General features: G+C 64.3%; 14 protein-coding genes. All 14 read left to right on the top strand.

All coding sequences use genetic code 11. The features are described 5' to 3' along the window. Positions 1-64: 64 nt before the first annotated feature. Positions 65-517, top strand: a complete 453-nt coding sequence (locus BCV67_RS18910; protein WP_062167596.1) for an adenylyltransferase/cytidyltransferase family protein — start codon at positions 65-67, stop codon at positions 515-517. Next, positions 517-2,607, top strand: a complete 2,091-nt coding sequence (locus tag BCV67_RS18905) for a CDP-glycerol glycerophosphotransferase family protein (RefSeq protein WP_062167598.1) — start codon at positions 517-519, stop codon at positions 2,605-2,607. Before BCV67_RS18910 ends, BCV67_RS18905 begins: the two co-directional genes overlap by 1 nt. Continuing rightward, complete coding sequence (locus BCV67_RS18900) at positions 2,604-3,884, top strand: ATP-grasp domain-containing protein (protein ID WP_062167600.1); 1,281 nt, start codon at positions 2,604-2,606, stop codon at positions 3,882-3,884. The genes BCV67_RS18905 and BCV67_RS18900 overlap by 4 nt, the downstream gene beginning before the upstream one ends. Continuing rightward, a complete protein-coding gene (locus BCV67_RS18895) occupies positions 3,881-5,395 on the top strand; it encodes a glycosyltransferase (protein ID WP_062167602.1) in 1,515 nt (504 codons plus the stop codon). Before BCV67_RS18900 ends, BCV67_RS18895 begins: the two co-directional genes overlap by 4 nt. A gap of 82 nt (positions 5,396-5,477) precedes the next feature. Further along, on the top strand, positions 5,478-6,608 hold the full coding sequence (locus tag BCV67_RS18890) for a DegT/DnrJ/EryC1/StrS family aminotransferase (protein WP_062167603.1): 1,131 nt from the start codon (positions 5,478-5,480) through the stop codon (positions 6,606-6,608). Beyond that, positions 6,605-7,900, top strand: a complete 1,296-nt coding sequence (locus BCV67_RS18885) for a CDP-glycerol glycerophosphotransferase family protein (protein WP_062167605.1) — start codon at positions 6,605-6,607, stop codon at positions 7,898-7,900. Before BCV67_RS18890 ends, BCV67_RS18885 begins: the two co-directional genes overlap by 4 nt. Then, the gene (locus tag BCV67_RS18880; RefSeq protein WP_065868180.1) at positions 7,900-11,397 is read left to right on the top strand and encodes a glycosyltransferase; all 3,498 of its coding nucleotides are present in this window, start codon (positions 7,900-7,902) and stop codon (positions 11,395-11,397) included. Before BCV67_RS18885 ends, BCV67_RS18880 begins: the two co-directional genes overlap by 1 nt. A gap of 231 nt (positions 11,398-11,628) precedes the next feature. Beyond that, on the top strand, positions 11,629-11,985 hold the full coding sequence (fliE, locus tag BCV67_RS18875; protein ID WP_062171549.1) for a flagellar hook-basal body complex protein FliE: 357 nt from the start codon (positions 11,629-11,631) through the stop codon (positions 11,983-11,985). A gap of 12 nt (positions 11,986-11,997) precedes the next feature. Beyond that, positions 11,998-13,641, top strand: a complete 1,644-nt coding sequence (gene fliF / locus BCV67_RS18870) for a flagellar basal-body MS-ring/collar protein FliF (RefSeq protein ID WP_062167607.1) — start codon at positions 11,998-12,000, stop codon at positions 13,639-13,641. Positions 13,642-13,651: 10 nt separating this feature from the next. Next, the gene (gene fliG / locus BCV67_RS18865; RefSeq protein ID WP_062171551.1) at positions 13,652-14,638 is read left to right on the top strand and encodes a flagellar motor switch protein FliG; all 987 of its coding nucleotides are present in this window, start codon (positions 13,652-13,654) and stop codon (positions 14,636-14,638) included. Next, positions 14,635-15,276 carry a FliH/SctL family protein gene (locus BCV67_RS18860; RefSeq protein ID WP_062167608.1) on the top strand — a complete coding sequence of 214 codons (642 nt, stop codon included), beginning with the start codon at positions 14,635-14,637 and terminating at the stop codon, positions 15,274-15,276. Before fliG ends, BCV67_RS18860 begins: the two co-directional genes overlap by 4 nt. Beyond that, positions 15,273-16,664 (top strand): FliI/YscN family ATPase, encoded by a 1,392-nt coding sequence (locus tag BCV67_RS18855; protein ID WP_062167610.1) that lies wholly within the window; start codon positions 15,273-15,275, stop codon positions 16,662-16,664. The genes BCV67_RS18860 and BCV67_RS18855 overlap by 4 nt, the downstream gene beginning before the upstream one ends. Continuing rightward, the gene (fliJ, locus tag BCV67_RS18850) at positions 16,661-17,113 is read left to right on the top strand and encodes a flagellar export protein FliJ (RefSeq protein WP_062167611.1); all 453 of its coding nucleotides are present in this window, start codon (positions 16,661-16,663) and stop codon (positions 17,111-17,113) included. Before BCV67_RS18855 ends, fliJ begins: the two co-directional genes overlap by 4 nt. Continuing rightward, the gene (locus BCV67_RS18845) at positions 17,110-18,180 is read left to right on the top strand and encodes a flagellar hook-length control protein FliK (protein WP_062167612.1); all 1,071 of its coding nucleotides are present in this window, start codon (positions 17,110-17,112) and stop codon (positions 18,178-18,180) included. Before fliJ ends, BCV67_RS18845 begins: the two co-directional genes overlap by 4 nt. The last annotated feature ends 4 nt before the right edge of the window (positions 18,181-18,184 follow it).

Below are 18,184 nucleotides of genomic sequence, written 5' to 3'. Positions count from 1 at the left end.
CGGCAGTCCGTGGCACGGAACTTGCCTGATGCAGTTCAACCCTGCTTGCCCGGACTCCCCACTCATGACGATCGTTCTCACCTACGGGACCTTCGACCTTCTGCATGTCGGCCACGTCAATCTGCTGCGCCGTGCCCGGTCCTTGGGCGACCGCCTGATCGTGGGGCTGTCCTCGGACCGGTTCAACGCCATCAAGAACAAGACCTCCACCCAGTGCTATGCAGACCGCGAAGCCGTTCTGCGCGCCATCCGTTATGTGGATGGTGTGTTTCCCGAGGACACATGGGAGCAGAAGGCCGAGGACATCCGTCGCCACGGCGCCGACATCCTGGTGATGGGTTCTGATTGGGCTGGGCAGTTCGACACACTCGGCGCCCATTGCGAGGTGCGTTACCTCCCCCGGACCGAGGACATTTCCAGCTCATCGATCAAGGCGCGCATCCGACTGGATGGAATTGAACTGGCGCCCGTCGGCACTTCCCTGCCGTCCATTGCAGCTCCCAGCCGGCCGCGCTGATGTTGCCGGTATTCCACATCCAGGTCCCTGCCAACAGCGCCGGCACCGAACCGTGGCTGCAACTGCAGCCGGCCCCCCATGGCATCAGCGGCCTGCGTCTGCGTAGCCGTGACGGCAAGCGCACCCTGGCGCTTGCGTTGCATCAGCAGGGCGATGCGGTACGCGTCCAGTTGCCTGCCTCGGCGTTGCTGGAAGACACGCCGCTACGCTGGGACGTGCAGGTTGCGCTGGGCGATACGGGTGTGTTCGAGCAACTGATCGGCACGACCACCGATGGCAGAGACCGCCATTTTTTTCGTGACACAGTGCAGGGACACGGAATATCGGCCTACCTGAGCGACAGCGCCAGTTCGCTGGCGCTGTTCACTGCACCCTTGGAGCAGCACGCAACCACGGTGGAAGCCGAGAACCTGCGTGCGGCATTCCCCTCGTTGCTTGAAGAATTGCCGCTAGACGAAGACCTCGTATTGTTCGAGAGCTTCTTCGGCAAGGCCTACGCTGGCAATCCGCGTTATGTGTACGCAGCGTTGCGCAGGATGCGCCCGGATCTGCGTTGCGTCTGGGCCTACAACGGTGACGAACGGATTCCAGGCAACCCGCAACAGGTGATCCGTGGCTCCTGCGAGTACCTTCGCCTGCTGGCGCAGGCAAAGTACCGGGTCAACAACATCCTGTTCACCGCACATGGCCGCAAGCCGGAGACGCGTTACCTGCAGACCTGGCACGGCACGCCGCTCAAACGGTTGGGTTATGACATCACCGTGACCGGCCCGGAAGTCGACGCGCGCGAAAATCTGTACCGGGAATCCCGTGCATGGACGCTGCTACTCAGCGAGAACCGCTATTCCAGCGAGGTGTTGCCACGGGCATTCCGCTATGAGGGCCCTGTACTTGAAGCCGGTTACCCCTTGGCTGACTCTTTGGTCGCGCCAAGCGCGGAGCGTGAGGCCGCCCTCGCCCGTCTGGCGCTGCCTGCAAACCATCGTTTTGTGCTGTATGCGCCCACCTGGCGCGACAGCCGCCAGGTCGGGCACTGGCAGTTCGACTTCGACCTGCAGCTGGATTTGGTGAAGATCGCCCAGGCGCTGGCCCCGGATCAGATTCTGCTGTTGCGAGGCCACCATTTGATCAGCACCGGTTTGCAGGACGTGGAGCTTCCGGCGAACGTGCGCGACATGTCGCATGTGGACGATGCCAGCGAGCTTTGCGCGGTGGCCGATGTCCTTGTCACCGACTACTCCTCGATCTTCTTCGACTACGCCACCACTGGCCGGCCGATCCTGTTCTATTGCTACGACCTGGAGCACTACGCCAGGCAGGTACGCGGTTTCTACCTTGATATGCAGCAGGAGCTGCCCGGCCCGATTGCGCGCACCACCGATGAACTGGCAGTTCTTCTGGCCGACCTGCCCGCAGTACAGGCAGCGCACGCCGATCGGTACACCGCCTTCAGGGAGCGCTTCTGTTCCCTCAACGACGGCGGCGCCGCCGAGCGCGTGGTCGATGCATTCTTCGGCCCGTTTCCCGCCCGCAACCGATTCATGACCGATCTGGTGGCATTGGCTGCCGGCCGCACTGGCGACGATGACGCGCGCCTGCGCAGCCTCATCCAGCGCTACCTGCCCAGCTCCGACGCGATTTCAACGTTGCTGTATGAGCGCCTCGGCCGCGTCGACCAGCACCGCTTCCTGATCTGGTTCCTCAAGCATTGGGCGGACATGGACTGCGTTCCCCCTGATGCGCTTGCCCCTGCCCTGGCCGACGCCGATTGCAGTCGCGGTCAGCCGGCGGAGCAGATCGAGGTCGGCGCTGGCCTGTATGGGCCGCAGGGACCGCAATGCCTCGATCTGGCCACGATGGACATCGAGGGCGCTGATATTCCCGCATTGCAGGCCGCAATGCAGACCATCCGCCGCTTGCAGCCAAAGCTGGCGCTGTGCATACACCACAAGTGGGACGACGTGCTTACCATTCCCCGTTTCATCTCCGAACTTGGCATCGCCTACCGTTACATCTTCGAATGGGTGCAGCTGCCACAAGGCTCCAAAGCGATGCTGCTGGCCGAGCCCTGCGAGGACGCGCAAGCATGACGGTGAACGTGCTCGTCTTCCCCTGCGGTTCCGAAATTGGCCTGGAGATACATGCCGCCCTGTGCCATGCCAAGGATATCCGCCTGCATGGCGCGTCTTCCGTATCGGACCACGGTGAGTTCGTCTACGCACGCTATCAGCAGATATCGGCGCAGGCAGACTCCGCCGAGCTCGTTTCCCAGCTCAACGTGCTGATCGATGCATGGGGCATCAATCTGGTGATACCAGCGCATGACAGCGTGATCCCTGTCCTTGCCGACAACCAGGAGCGGTTGCACGCCACGGCGATGGTGCCTGATCCGCTCGTGGCCGCCATCTGCCGCAACAAGAACAGGACCTATGAACGATTGCAGGGGCTGGGCATCGTGCCACACGGCGTAGAACCCGGCGCCACCGGCTACCCGATATTCGCCAAGCCCGCTGTTGGCCAGGGCAGCCAAGGCGCAGAGCGCGTGGATGATGAAGCGCGGCACCGGCAACTGGCCAACAGCAGCGTCGAGTACGTCTTCAGCGAATATCTGCCCGGTACCGAGTACACCGTGGACTGCATTTCCAGCGGCATCGGCGTTCTTCTGCATGCCGCCGCGCGCTTGCGTGGGCGTGTCAAATCCGGAATCAGCGTGCGTACCGAACCTGCGACAACGGATGCCGAACTGGAGGCGATGGCACGGGGCATCGCTGCCGAGCTGCAGCTGAAGGGTGCCTGGTTCTTCCAGGCACGACGCGACCACAACGGTGTTCCGAAGCTGCTGGAGGTGGCACCACGCATTGCCGGCTCCATGGCACTGAACCGCATGCGCGGCATCAACTACCCATTGCTGAGCATCTACGCGCACATGGGGCGTACCTTTACCGTCATGCCGCAGCACTACCCGCTGGTCATGGACCGGGCATTGGGCAATCGCTGGCGGGCGGAACTGGCCTACGAGCGCGTCTATCTGGATCTGGACGACACATTGCTGGTGCGCGGCGCGCCCGAACCGCAGGTGATGGCCTTGCTGTATCAATGGAGCGCACGCAACATACCCGTGGTGCTGGTCACCCGCCATGCCAGCACACCTGAGCAGACCCTCGCGCAGCACCGCATCTGTGCCGATCTGTTCGAACGGATCGTCCACCTGCGCGATGGCTCGCCCAAGAGTGCTGCCATCACGCCGGGCGAGGCAGCCATCTTCATAGATGACGCTTTCAGCGAACGCGCCGAGGTGGCGTCGGCACGCGGCATCCCGGTATTCGACGTCGACGCGCTGGAACAGTTGCGGGAGATGCGTGCATGACGCTGAACAACGTTGCCAGCGAAGACCAACCCACGCTGCTGTCCATCGTGGTGCTGGTTTACAACACCGCACAGTACCTGCCGGCATGCTTTGACTCGTTGCTACAGCAGGACTATCGCAATATCGAAATCATCGCCATCGATGATGCCAGCACCGATGAGAGTCTGGCGATCTGCCGCGACTACGAGCAGCGCCACCCGAACTTCCGGTGCATCAGCAAGCACAACGAAGGCGGCGCCGTCTCGGGCAACCTGGGCGTATCGCTTGCGCTCGGACGCTATGTCGCGTTGGTCGACTCCGATGACAAAGTCACCGCCGACGGCTACCGCATGATGATGGAGCAGGCGCTACAGACTGATGCCGACATCGTCATCGGCCGTGCCGCGCGGCTGCAGGATGACAAGATTTCGTCGGTTGATTTCCTGTACGAGCCCTATGTCTGGGCTCGCCGCCGCAGCTTCGGTTCGGTGGACGAGTTCCCTGACGTCATCCACGACTGCTTCTACTGGAACAAGGTATTCCGCACTGACTTCCTCCGCGCGAACGGCCTGGGAATGGTGCCGGGCCTGTTGTATGCAGACCGTCCCTTCGTCCACCGTGCGTACTGGTACAGCAAACGTACCGTGATCATTCCCAGCCTGGTCTACTACTGGCGTCGGCGCCCGGAAGGCGCGACTGCCTCCATTTCGCAGAACATCCGCCACGCCGACAACTTCCGCGACCGCATCCGCTCGATGAAGCTGGAGTGGCATGACTTCGATGACGTCCCGCAAGCTGCTGGCTACCGCCGTGAAATCGCCGTTGCCAACCTGCAACGTGCCCTACACGCCGCATCCGGAATTGTCGCTTCGCCGACCTTCCGGCAGGCATTCATCGAAGCAATGCAGGAACTGCTCGCGCTATATGGCGATCTGGACTGCCGCGCGCTCGGTGCCAGACGCTGCCTGTACCTGGAGCTGATCAAGCGCGGCGAGGTGGAAGGGCTGTGCTTCCTGCTGGGGGTGACCAGTGAGCGCGGCTGGATCGCAGAGATCGATGGCGCCTGTTACTGGAAACAGCCGTTCCTGGATAACCAGGAGATCGCACTGCCACGTGCCGCCATGCGCCTGCAGTTCCCGAACATCGGCTTTTTCCGCCTCAAGGATATCGCGCTGGACGAAAGCAGCCTGTGCCTCACCCTGGAGCTGCACGACAACATCATGGCCGGATGCGAGGTCTGGTTCGAACTGCATTCGATCTATGGCGAAGGCAGCTGGCAGCTCCAGTCCGAGGGCAGGACCGGCGAGCACCATTGGCGCTACCGGCTGAACCTGCAAGCACCGGACTGGGACGCCGGCGCCCTGTACGGGCTGGTTCTGCACTACCGCACTGCAGAGGGTATCCATGGCCGTTACCGCATCGGTCAGGCAATGGTGCCACCGGGTTGGGCGGAGTCGCTCCCACTGCGCACATCACTGGGCAGCTTGATGTTCTCGCCGGAGGCCGGCGGCATGGGCTTGGCCGTCAACTGAGCGGCGCCGCGCCCGGGCACGGGAATTGCATGTCCCTGCAAGCCGGCAACCCGCCGAAATCCAACCTTTTGGTCCGCTTGCGATGACTACCAAGAAGCCGATCCCGGTCACCAGCCCCCTGCTCCCGCCGCTGGAAGAGTTCATCCCGTATCTGGAGCGGATCTGGGAAAGCCGGATACTGACCAATGCCGGTGACATGCATCAGGCGCTGGAAAAAGCCCTGTGTGCCTACCTCGGGGTGGAGCACATCGCCCTGTTCGCCAATGGCACATTGGCGCTGGTCACGGCCTTGCAGGCACTGCGGATTACCGGCGAGGTCATCACCACGCCTTACTCATTTGTGGCCACTGCCCATTCCCTGCTGTGGAACGGGATCAAGCCGGTGTTCGTCGACATCGACCCGGTCACCTTCAACCTAGATCCGGCCAAGATCGAAGCCGCCATCACCCCGCAGACCACCGCCATCATGCCGGTGCATTGCTATGGCACGCCCTGCGATGTGGAAGCAATTGGCCGCATCGCCGACAACTACAACCTGAAAGTCATCTATGACGCGGCGCACGCGTTTGCTGTCGGTGACAGCAAGGGCAGCGTATTGCGCCACGGTGACCTGTCGGTACTGAGCTTCCACGCCACCAAGGTGTTCAATACGTTTGAAGGCGGCGCGATCATCTGCCCCGATGCGCGCACCAAACAACGCATCGACCATCTCAAGAATTTCGGCTTCGTCAACGAGACCACCGTGGTTGCGCCGGGCATCAACGGCAAGATGCACGAAGTCAGCGCGGCCTTCGGCCTGTTGCAGCTCAAGCATATCGACCGCGCGTTGGAACGCCGTGCCCGGATCGACGCACTGTATCGCCAGCGCCTGGAAGGTGTTCGCGGTCTGCACTGCCTTGCGCCCGCTGCCGGGATCCAACGCAACCACGCCTATTTCCCGGTGATGGTGAACGACGATTTCGCCCTGTCGCGTGATGCGCTGTACCAGCTGATGCGCAGCGAGAACATTCTGGTCAGGCGCTATTTCCACCCGTTGATCAGCCAGTTCCCCATGTACCGTGGCTTGCCCTCCTCGCTGGAGAGCAATCTCCCCGTGGCGCAGCTTGCCGCCAGTCAGGTCCTGTGCCTGCCGATCCATCCTGACCTCAGCGACGCCGAGGTGGAGATGGTCTGCAGCTTGATCACCGCGCAGGCCCGGGTGCGGGCGGCATGAGTGAAGCGGTACCCTGGCGCTGGCGCATCACCTCGCGCTGGCTGGGCGTTCCACTGCTTGCGCTGTGGCGGCTGCTTGATCTGCTGGTTCCAAAAAGCAAGGACCGCTGGGCGTTCTTCGACCACCCGTTGAAACATGGGCAGTTCATCGAGAACGCCAGGGCCGTACATGAGCAGGTCAAACACGACCCCAACGTGCATTGCCACGTCTTCGTGCGCGGTGGCCGGTTGCCGATGGACATCGAGCAGACTGCGCATAGCAGCGTATTCATGCTGGATACCCTGCTCGGACTGTGGCGGCTCAGCCGCTGCGGTGTGCTGCTGCTGACCAATTCCACCTCACTGGACATGTCGCTGGGCTGGCGCGATGGCAGCTACGCGGCACTGGCACCGGTGCTGCGTCGGCGCGTGGTGATCAACCTGTGGCATGGAATACCACTGAAGCGGCTGTTTGCCCTAGCCAACCCGGAACAACGCCGGCACGGCGACCGCGACGAGCGCCGCCGACGCGAGCGCGGGTTCTATGACGGGCTCATCGCATCATCCGATATCGACGCGCTGGCGATGACAGCCATTTTTCATCCCATCCCGCCTGCCAACGTCTGGGCCACAGGTCTGCCACGGAACGACTTCCTGCGCCTGCCGGAAAATGCGCTGCCGGCACCGCTGCGCGCGGAAATGGCACATCTGCAACAACTGATGGCCGGCCGCCGACTGGTTCTGTACGCACCCACGTATCGCGATGCCAGCGTGGCAGAACAGCGCACCTATTGTTTCAGCGCCGATGAGCTGATGCGCCTGGAGGCGCTGCTTGCCCGGCACGATGCGGTACTCGGTTACCGTGGCCACTATCTGGTCAACGCACCGGCGGCGTTGACCGCAGGCGCCCTGCAGAACAGCACGCGCCTGCTGGACCTGGGCCATGCGCGGTTCCAGGAGATCGCCTCGTTGCTGCGCCACAGTGCCGTCGTGGTCACCGACTACTCGTCGGTATACATCGATGCACTCTATCTGGACCTGCCTGTGATCGGCTTTGCGTTTGATCTGGATCACTATCGTCAGCACCAGAACGGGCTGCTGTATGACCTCGATCTGGCATTCCCCGGGCCGATGACGACGACCTTCGACGAATTTCTGTCACAGCTGGCCAGCGTCCTGGCACGGCCCTGTTTTACGCCCGACCACGATTACCGCACTGCGCAGCGCTTGTTCTTCCGCCACTTCGACAGCCACAACACGCAGCGTGTTGTGCAACGGGTGAAGGCGGCCATCGTTGCGCGAGAGAAACAGTGATGCCCGTACCCCTCCCCTCGCCGCTGGTCAGCGTGGTAATGCCGGCCTACAAGGCCACCTGGCTTGCACAGGCGCTGGAAAGCATCCGTCGCCAGACCTACCGACCGCTCGAAGTGGTTATCTGCGACGACTCCCGTGACCAGGCCGTGCAGACGATGGTCGAGGCTTTCGCCGCGCGTGTCGATTTCCCGGTGCGCTACGCGCGCAACCCGAACAGGTTATGGGAAGTTCGCAGTACCGCCCGCGCGATTGGCTTGGCAAGCGGCGAGTACATCAAGTTCCTGCATGACGACGACGTACTGCATGACGACTGCATTGCCAGCCTCGTCGATGCCTTTGATCGCGTGCCGGAGCTGGCGCTGGCAGCCGTGCGCCGCCGCCTCGTTGATGAAACCGGCAGCCCGTTGCCGGATGAACCGGCCACCGCATTTCCTGCCCACCATGACGTACTGATCCATGGGCATGACCTGATCGATTTCTTTGCCGACCACAGCCTCAATTTTCTCGGCGAGCCGAGTGCGGTGCTGTGCCGGCGTGCCCCGCTGCTGGAAATGGGCGAACAGCTGTCCGCACTCAATGGCGAACCGATCCGCTGGCTTGCTGACCTCGCCATGTACGTCAAGCTATTGCGTCAAGGGCCCGTGGCGATGATTGCGCGTCCGCTGGTCGATTTCCGCATCTCCCGCCTGCAGTTCAGCCAGCAGGGGCGTGACCGTCCCGGCATCGGCGAGCAATGGCACCAGAAGTTCCGCAACGCGCTGCGTGAACTGGGTTGGTGCCGCGGCGGCGACACAAGCAAGGTTCGCATTGCTGCGCTTGAACTGCCGGAACAGATGCAGCCCATCGATCTTCCGCAGGCGCTGGAACACGCCATGGAAGTGGCCCATACCCGGGCTCCGCTTCTGGATTGGCAGGCGCGCAGAAGACCGAGCGTCGCGCAGCAGGCCTGGCTTGGTGCACGGCTTGGCGACGCCGCAACGCCGCTGATCGACATCATCGTGATGGACGATGGCTGCTCGCCGACGGCGCTGCGCCGCTCGATCGCAAGCGTACATGCAGCGATGCCGCTTCCCGGGATGCGGCACATCCATGTCGCGGCTGTAGTGCACGCAACAGATGGCAACCCTGTTGCCGGACCACGAGCTGATTCAGCCGCCGCCCTCCTGCGCGGCAACGCACCGTGGCTGATGGTGCTCAACGCGGGCACTGAGCTTCTCGCCTCCGGTGTCGCGCGGCTGCTTGCCGAGTTGCTGGAAATCGACGAAAAAATCTGCGCGTTGCGGGCGGACGAATGGCACCGTGACGCCTCCGGTGACCAACATCCGATGCTGCAGGGCCGGTTCGATCTGGATCTGCTGTTGGGCGACCCGGCCAGCTTGGCACACCATTGGATATTCCGTCGCGCGGCGGTGATGGGTGCTGGCGGATTCGATGCGGATGCTGGCGCTGCTGCGGAGCTGGGATTGCTACTGCGCCTGGTCGGGCGGCACGGTGACGCTGCCATCCGCCACCTGCCCGAGCCGCTGCTGATCTGTCACCCCCCGCGTCATCCGGCACAGGCGTTTCAGCCTATCGTGCTGGAACACCTGCATCAGAGCGGTCACCCGCAGGCATCGGTGACGGCGCTGCCCAGCGGAGTACTGCAGGTCGATCACGGCCACAGCAGCGAACCCACGCTGAGCATCATCGTGGTCGTGTCCGCAGATGTCCGCTTGGCATTGCTGGAACGCTGCGTCATTTCTCTGCTTGAGAAGACCCGTTACTCGAATTACGAACTACTGCTGGTCGACAACGGGGCTGAACCAGCAATCAGCGCCTGGATGCAGCAGGTGGAGGCGCTGGCAGCAGACCGTATCCGCTCATTCCGCCTCGAGCCTTCCCTGCGTCATGCAGCAGCATGCAATCTTGCCGCCACCCAATCCGACGCCGACTTCCTGTTGTTCCTGCGCCCGGAAGTGGCGGTACTGCAACCGGAATGGCTGCATCAGCTGATGGATCATGGCCAGCGTCCCGACGTGGGCGTGGTGGGCGCCAAGACGATATGCGGCGAAGGCCGGATCACCCATGCAGGCCTGGTGCCGGCGCTGTTCAACAGCGCTGGATTCGCCTTTGCGGGCCTGCCAATGGATGCTGCGGGCTACATGAATCGCCTGCTGGTAGCACACGCGTGCACGGCCGTCGCCGACAGCTGCCTGCTGGTGGCACGTGGGCTGTTCCACGAGCTGAGTGGCTTTGACCACGAGGTTTTCGCCGAACACGGCGCCGACGTGGATCTGTGCCTGAGGATTGCCCAGCGCGGCCTGCGCTGCATCTGGACGCCACATGCATTGCTGCTGCATTCGCGTGAAGCCACGGCACTGCAGGTGGACGTAGAGGACACGCTGCTGCAGCGCTGGCAACCCGAACTTGCCGCTGACATCGCTTACAACCCGAGCCTGCGTCTGGACACCCCAGGCGGCTACCGCCTTGGCGAATCCGATTTTTCCTGGCAACCACTGCCGGCGCGACCGCAACCCCGGATCCTGGCGCAACCCGCCGATCCTTGGGGCAGCGGACAATACCGTGTCATCCAGCCATTCGAGGCCTTGAAACGCGAAGGTCATATCGAAGGTGTTCTCTACGCGACGCTATTGCACCCGCTTGAACAGGCGCGGATCGATCCGGATGTGGTGATCCTGCAGCGGCGCGTCGGCGATGAAGACCTCGGCCGCATGCAGCGCATGCGTGGATTCTCGCGTGCGTTCAAGGTCTACGAACTGGATGACTACCTGCCCAACCTGCCGGCCAAGAACGTGCACCGCGAACATATGCCCCGTGATGTGCTGCGCAGCCTGCGCCGGGCGCTTTCTCTGGCTGACCGGTTCGTGGTTTCAACCCCCATGCTTGCCGACGCATTCGCCGGATTTCATCAGCACATCCGCGTGGCGCCCAATCGCTTGCCCATAGACTGGTGGCGGCCGCTTCCCGCTGTGCCGCTGAACACTACGGGCAAGCCGCGGGTTGGCTGGGCCGGTGGGCTGGGCCATACCGGCGATCTGGAAATGATTGCCGATGTTGTCAGCGAATTGGCGCAGGAAGTGGACTGGGTGTTCTTCGGCATGTGCCCGGACCGGCTGCGCCCCTATGTGGCCGAGTTCCATCCCGGCGTGGATATTGCGCAGTACCCGCGCGCCTTGGCACTGCTGCGGCTCGACCTGGCCATCGCGCCGCTGGAGCAGAATCGTTTCAACGAGTGCAAGAGCAACCTGCGCCTGCTCGAGTACGGCGCCTGTGCGGTGCCGGTGGTGTGCAGCGACGTCGGTCCGTACCGCGACCCTCGCCTGCCGGTCACCCGCGTGCGCAACCGCCACCGCGAATGGGTGTCTGCCATCCGTGACCATCTGGCCGATGCCGGCGCACGCCGGCAGGCGGGCGATACATTGAAGAGCGTGGTGCACCGCGACTGGATGCTCGAAGGTGCCGGGCTGGAGGAGTGGCGTGCCGCCTGGCTGCCCTGATCACGCCTGCCCAGGTATCGCCATGACGGCCGCCGGTTCTCCGGCGGCCGTTTTCGTTCTGGCAGCGGCGAATTCGATGGCATTGCCACGCCCCGGGGTCACCGTGTCGGAAAGCCGACACGCTTCCGCGCCTACAGCGACGTATTCACGAACATCAAGACCTTCATGGTTCCGGCACGCAACTTGCAGTTGCTCCAGCAGCTCCCCACACGTTGCCCGGAAACCCGCACGATGTCCCACTCCATCACCTCCGTTCTCTCCCAGATCCGCACGCTGCAGAACCAGGTCGGGCAGACCGCGCCCCTCGCCGACGTTCCGCGCAGCAATGCGATCCAGGGGCTGGCCGAGGGCAATGCCGTTGCCGCTCCGTCCTTCAGCCAGGCCTTGCAGGGCGCCATCAAGGGTGTCAACGAAGCCCAGCAGAAGTCCGGGCAACTGGCCGCCGCCTTCGAGCGTGGCGATGCCAGCGCCGATCTGGCCAAGGTCATGGTCGCCTCCCAACAGTCCTCGCTGGCGTTCCGCGCCACCGTGGAAGTCCGTAACCGTCTCGTCCAGGCTTACCAGGACGTGATGAACATGCCGCTGTAAGGATCCGCACGCATGGCACTCGCGCTGTCCAGAGAATCACTGAATCCGGAACGGGCTGGGGCCTGGTTCGACCGCCTGCAAAGCCTGCAGATCACCCGCCGCCTGGGCTTGATGGCAATGATCACGGTCGCCGTCGCGGCCGGCCTGTTCGTGTTCTTCTGGGCGCAGAAGCCACAGATGATGCCGCTGTACACCGGGCTGGACCAGAAGGCGACCGCCGAGGCCACCGACCTGCTGCGCTCGGCGCAGATCCCGTTCGAGCTGGATGCCGCAACCGGCGCAATCAGCGTGCCGGAAAAGAACGTGCATGATGCGCGCCTGAAGCTGGCCGGCTCCGGCCTGACCGAAAGCGGTCGCCTGGGCTTTGAAATGATGGAGCGCGACCCCGGCTTCGGCGTGAGCCAGTTCGTCGAAACCGCGCGCTACCAGCACGCGCTCGAAACCGAGCTGGTGCGCACCATCAGCAGCCTGCGCCCGGTACGCGATGCCCGCGTGCATCTGGCCATCCCCAAGCCCAGCGCCTTCACTCGCCAGCGTGACGTCGCCAGTGCCTCGGTGGTACTGGAACTGCGTGGCGGCCAGCAGCTGGAACGCAACCAGGTGGACGCCATCGTGCACATGGTGGCCTCCAGCATTCCCGATCTGGCGCCCGAACGCGTCACCGTGGTCGACCAGAGTGGGCGCATGCTCACCATTGCCGATCCCAACAGCGACGCGGCGCTCAACGCTGCCCAGTTCGACCAGGTGCGTCGCCTGGAAGGCTCCTACAACCAGCGCATCCGCGAACTGCTGGAACCGATGACCGGCGCAGGCCGGGTCAATCCGGAAGTCAGCGTGGACATGGATTTCTCGGTCACCGAGGAAGCCCGTGAGCTCTACGGTGCCGAGCCGCAGAAGGTGCGCAGCGAGCAGGTCAGCGAGAACACCAGCACCACCGCCGGCCCGCAGGGCGTTCCCGGTGCTGCCAGCAATACCCCGCCGGGCCCGGCCGCCGCGCCGCCGGCAACCGCCAGCACGCCGACTGAAACCTCCAAGAACGCCACCCGCAACTACGAGCTGGACCGCACCCTGCAGCACACTCGTCAGCCGCCTGGCCGGGTCAACCGCGTCTCGGTTGCGGTGCTGGTGGACCACGTGCCGCGTGCCGGCGCCAACGGCAAGCAGACCGACCAGCCACTCAGCGCCGCCGAATTGACCCGCGTCGAAGCGCTGGTCAAGCAGGCCGTGGGCTTCAATGCCGAACGCGGCGACACCGTGTCGGTGATGAACGCACCGTTCGTGCGTGAATCAGTGCCGGTGGAAGCGCCCAAGTGGTGGGAAAACCCGCAGGTCCGGGACGCACTGCGTCTGGTTCTTGGCGCCATCGTGGTGCTGGCCCTGCTGTTCGGCGTGCTGCGCCCTGCCCTGCGCCAGATCACCGGCACGCCGAAGGCCTTGCCAGGAGCGGAAGACCCGCTGCGCGCCGACGTGCAGGTTCTGGACGATGGCACCGAAATGCCGGCGCTTGCGGCCGACCGCCTGCATCTGGACGGCAGCCCGGCACTGGCCTTGCCGGTGGACGCCTACGAAGAACGCCTGCGCATGGCCCGTGAAGCAGTGAAGACCGACTCCAAGCGGGTTGCCCAGGTAGTGAAGGGATGGGTGTCAAATGACTGATGCAATGCCGATGACCGGCGTGCAGCGTGCCGCCGTATTGCTGCTGTCGCTCGGTGAGACCGACGCGGCCGAAGTGCTGCGTCACATGGAACCAAAAGAAGTACAGAAGATCGGCATCGCCATGGCCACGCTCAGCGACGTCACCCGCGAGCAGGTGCAGCAGGTAATGGATGATTTCGGCGCCGAGCTGGGCAACAAGACCTCGCTGAGCGTTGGCTCGGACGACTACATCCGCAACATGCTGGTGCAGGCGCTGGGCAATGAGAAAGCCAGCAACCTGATCGATCGCATCCTGCTCGGCCGCAATACGACCGGCCTGGACGCCCTGAAGTGGATGGACCCGCGCGCGGTCGCCGACCTGGTGCGCAACGAGCACCCGCAGATCATCGCCATCGTCATGGCCCACCTGGAAACCGACCAGGCCGCCGAAGCACTGAAGCTGCTGCCCGAGCGCACCCGCGTTGATGTGCTGCTGCGCATCGCCACCCTCGACGGCATTCCGCCGAACGCGTTGAACGAGCTCAACGAGATCATGGAGCGCCAGTTCGCCGGCAACCAGAACCTGAAGTCGTCGAACATCGGTGGCGTGCAATGTGCTGCCAACATCCTCAATTTCATGGACGGCGGCCAGGACCAGGCCATCCTCACCGAGATCGCCCGCATCGATTCGCCGCTGGGCAGCCGCATCCAGGACCTGATGTTCGTGTTCGACGACCTGGTCGATCTGGACGACCGCGAGATGCAGCTGGTGTTGCGCGAAGTCAGCGGCGAGCGCCTCGGCCTGGCCCTGCGTGGTGCCGACATCAAGGTGCGCGACAAGATCACCCGCAACATGTCCCAGCGTGCCGCCGAAATCCTGCTCGAAGACATGGAAGCCCGCGGACCGGTGCGCCTGTCCGATGTGGAAGGTGCACAGCGCGAAATCCTTGCCATCGTCAAGCGCATGGGCGATGAAGGCACCATCACCCTCGGCGGCGCTGCGGAGGCCATGCTGTGAACAATGCCGTGCGCTGGCTTGCACCGGATCTCAACGCGCCCGCTGCCGTGCCGGCGCTGGACGACATCGATCTGGCCTCGCTGGAAACCATCGTTGCCGAACCGCCGGCGCCGCCGGTGCAGCTGCCGACGCTGGAGGAGATCCAAGCCATTCGCGACGCCGCGCAGGAAGAAGGCTTCCAGCAAGGTCACGCCGATGGCTACGCGCAGGGCCAAGCCGAAGTACGCCGTTTGACCGCACAGATAGAAGGCATCCTCGACAACTTCAGCCGGCCGCTGGTGCGGCTGGAAAATGAAGTGGTCGGCGCACTCGGCGAACTGTCGGTACGTATTGCCGGCGCCCTGATCAGCCGTGCTTACGAGGCGGACCCGTCGCTGTTGAAGGATCTTATCGATGAAGCACTGGACACCGTCAGCGGCACCAACCGCGATGTCGAGGTGCGCCTGCACCCGGATGATATCGCCGCCATCAGCAATCTGCTGACGCTGCCAGACGGGCAGCGGCTTGTGCCTGACCACAGCCTCAGCCGTGGTGACCTGCGCGTGCATGCCGAAGCCGTGCGCGTCGACGGCACGCTGGATGCACGCCTGCGCGCCGCCCTGGCCACCGTATTGCGTCGTGCTGGAGCCGCACAATGAACCCGTCGCAATCCCCCTCGCCCGCTCCTGCCGATTGGTCCGCTGCCCGCAATCTGCGCCTGGCCGCGCGCCTGGATGGCATCTCGCTGGATGCTGGCGGTGGCCATGGCCTGGTCCGCGAAGGCATCCTGCGCCGCGCGGTTGGCCTCACCCTGGAAGCCGTTGGCTGCGAAGCGCCGATGGGCGCCAGCTGCAAGGTCGAGATCATCGATGGCGGCTGGGTCGATGCCGAGGTCGTCGGCTTTTCCGGTGACCGCACCTATCTGATGCCCAGCGCCGAACTGCATGGCCTGCTGCCCAATGCTCGCGTGGTGCCGTCCTACCGCCGCGGCGGCGTTGAAGTCGGCGAAGGCCTGCTCGGCCGCGTCATCGACTCCGATGGCATCCCGCTCGATGGCAAGGGCCCGATCCGCGCCGAAGGCGTCGTCGGCATGGCCGGCGTGTCCATCAACCCGCTGGCGCGCGAACCCATCACCCAGCCACTGGACGTGGGCGTGCGCGCGATCAACGCGCTGCTACCGATCGGCCGTGGCCAGCGTGTGGGGCTGTTCGCCGGTTCCGGCGTCGGTAAATCGACCTTGCTGGGCATGATGACCCGCTTCACCGCCGCCGACGTGATCGTGGTTGGCCTGATCGGTGAACGTGGCCGCGAAGTCCGCGACTTCGTTGAATCCACGCTGGGCGAAGAAGGCCTGCGCCGCGCCGTGGTCGTCGCCAGTCCGGCCGACCGGCCGCCGCTGGCACGCCTGCACGGTGCGTACCGTGCCACCGCCATCGCCGAGTGGTTCCGCGACCAGGGCTTGAACGTACTGTTGCTGATGGATTCGCTGACCCGCTTTGCGCAGGCCCAGCGCGAAATCGGCTTGTCGGTGGGCGAACCGCCTACCACCCGCGGCTATCCGCCCTCGGTATTCGCCAAGCTGCCGGCATTGGTGGAACGCGCCGGCAACGGCGCAAAAGGCCGTGGTTCGATCACCGCGTTCTACACCGTGCTCACCGAAGGTGACGATCCGCAGGACCCGATTGCCGATGCCGCGCGCGCCATTCTCGATGGCCACATCCTGCTGTCGCGCCGCGTTGCTGACAGCGGCCTGTACCCGGCCATCGACGTCGAGTCCTCGGTCAGCCGCGTGGTCCAGGACATCGCCGATGACGTCTGGCGCGCCCGCATCCGCAAGCTCAAACAGCTGGTGTCGGCCTATACGGCCAACCGCGACCTGATCGCGATCGGCGCCTACCAGCGCGGCAATGATCCGCTCACCGACGAGGCGCTGGATCGTTGGCCGGAGATCATGGAATTCCTTGGCCAGGACGTGCACAACGCCGCCGACCTGGGCCATAGCCTGAATGCATTGCACCAACTGGTAGATAGTGAGACGCCCGCATGAGCCCTAGCCGCCGCCTGGATCCGCTGCTGCGCCGCGCGCAGGACCGCGAAGATGAAGTCGCCAAAGCCCTGGCCGAACGCCAGCAGGCCTTGGACATGCATCAGTCGCGCCTCTCCGAGCTGCGCCAGTACGCCGAGGAATACGCCAACGCGCAGCTGGCCACCACCAGCGCCGCCCAGCTGCTCAACCGCCGTGCCTTCCTCGACCGCCTCGACAACGCGGTGGAAGCGCAGAGCAAGACCGTGGACAGCAACCAGGAGCGCGTTGAAGCCGAACGCGCACGTCTGCTGCTGGCCAGCCGCGACAAGGCCGTGCTGGAACAGCTCGCTGCCAGCTATCGCGCGCAGGAAAAACAGGTAGCCGACCGCCGCGATCAACGCGAGATGGATGATCTCGGCGCCCGCCGCGCACGTCTGAAGAAGACCGAGGGCGAAGGAGAAAACCAGTGAATGTCCTTCCCTCAGCGCTCTCCTCTGCCGGCAACGTCGACAGCAACAGCGCGCCGCGCAGCAGCACCGACAAGAACGCCGACAGCGGCTTCGATGCAATGCTCAACAGCAAGCCCACCACGCAGAAGCCCGCAGCCAGCAAGCCAGCCAGCAATGACCCAGCGCAGGCCAAGGAAACCCGCGCCGACGACAGCGCCACCGAGGCCAGCACCGAGCAGACCAGCACAACCAACAGCAATGCGGGTGATAACGACAAACCCGAGGCAGCAGGCACGGACACCGATGCGCCCTGGCCGCCGTTTGGCTTGTCGGCAATCGTTGTGCCAGCTCCGGAACCGGCAGCGCAATTGCCCGCAGCGCTGGCCGCCGCCACCCAGCAGGCGGCACCGGCAGCTCCCGCTACGGGCGCAACCCCGGCCCTGCCTGGCGCTGCAGCTGCAGTTGCTGGCGCCGCGCCAATGACGGCCCTGAGCAGCGACGACGTCACCGCGGAGTTGACGTTGCCGATGACAGCCGCCAACGATGATGCCGGCGAGCTCAATGTCGATGTCGACACGCCCGCACCAGCCGCGTTTGCGTCGCTGCTGCACAACCAGGCCCTGCAGGAAGTACGCAGCACTGCCCCGGCCAGCAGCCTCACCGCGCCCACGCCGACCCCGGATCTGAATGCTGGCGACTTCGACGAGGCCATCGGCGCCCGTGTCGGCTGGCTGGCGGAGCAGAAGATCGGCCACGCCCACATCCGCATCAACCCGGAAAACATGGGCCAGATCGATGTGAAGCTGCAACTGGACGGCGACCGCGTCCACGCCAGTTTCAGCAGCGCCCACGCCGACGTCCGCCACGCCCTGGAAAGCAGCCTACCGCGCCTGCGCGAAATGCTGGGCGAACAAGGCCTGCAGCTGAGCCATACCGACGTAGGCCAGCAATCCAGCTCGCAGCAGCAGAACGACCAAGGCGAAGCCGGCAGCGGCCTGGCCACCGGCAGCGCACACGACAGCCCCGACCTGCCAATCGCAAGCAGCCAGAACCTGCGCCTGCGCGGCCTGCTCGATGCCTATGCCTGAAGCC

Origin of the sequence: Stenotrophomonas nitritireducens (genome assembly GCF_001700965.1) — a bacterium.
Lineage (GTDB): Bacteria > Pseudomonadota > Gammaproteobacteria > Xanthomonadales > Xanthomonadaceae > Stenotrophomonas > Stenotrophomonas nitritireducens_A.
Note: the sequence above shows the minus strand (reverse complement) of the source record. Positions and strands in the feature narration are given on the sequence as shown.

Excerpts from the sequence above, each read along its gene's own strand:
- BCV67_RS18905 (WP_062167598.1), top strand. The coding sequence starts at position 517 with ATGTTGCCGGTATTCCACATCCAGGTCCCTGCCAACAGCGCCGGCACC.
- fliG (WP_062171551.1), top strand. The coding sequence starts at position 13,652 with ATGACCGGCGTGCAGCGTGCCGCCGTATTGCTGCTGTCGCTCGGTGAG.
- BCV67_RS18910 (WP_062167596.1), top strand. The coding sequence starts at position 65 with ATGACGATCGTTCTCACCTACGGGACCTTCGACCTTCTGCATGTCGGC.
- BCV67_RS18880 (WP_065868180.1), top strand. The coding sequence starts at position 7,900 with ATGCCCGTACCCCTCCCCTCGCCGCTGGTCAGCGTGGTAATGCCGGCC.
- BCV67_RS18885 (WP_062167605.1), top strand. The coding sequence starts at position 6,605 with ATGAGTGAAGCGGTACCCTGGCGCTGGCGCATCACCTCGCGCTGGCTG.
- BCV67_RS18890 (WP_062167603.1), top strand. The coding sequence starts at position 5,478 with ATGACTACCAAGAAGCCGATCCCGGTCACCAGCCCCCTGCTCCCGCCG.
- fliE (WP_062171549.1), top strand. The coding sequence starts at position 11,629 with ATGTCCCACTCCATCACCTCCGTTCTCTCCCAGATCCGCACGCTGCAG.
- fliJ (WP_062167611.1), top strand. The coding sequence starts at position 16,661 with ATGAGCCCTAGCCGCCGCCTGGATCCGCTGCTGCGCCGCGCGCAGGAC.
- BCV67_RS18855 (WP_062167610.1), top strand. The coding sequence starts at position 15,273 with ATGAACCCGTCGCAATCCCCCTCGCCCGCTCCTGCCGATTGGTCCGCT.
- fliF (WP_062167607.1), top strand. The coding sequence starts at position 11,998 with ATGGCACTCGCGCTGTCCAGAGAATCACTGAATCCGGAACGGGCTGGG.
- BCV67_RS18900 (WP_062167600.1), top strand. The coding sequence starts at position 2,604 with ATGACGGTGAACGTGCTCGTCTTCCCCTGCGGTTCCGAAATTGGCCTG.
- BCV67_RS18895 (WP_062167602.1), top strand. The coding sequence starts at position 3,881 with ATGACGCTGAACAACGTTGCCAGCGAAGACCAACCCACGCTGCTGTCC.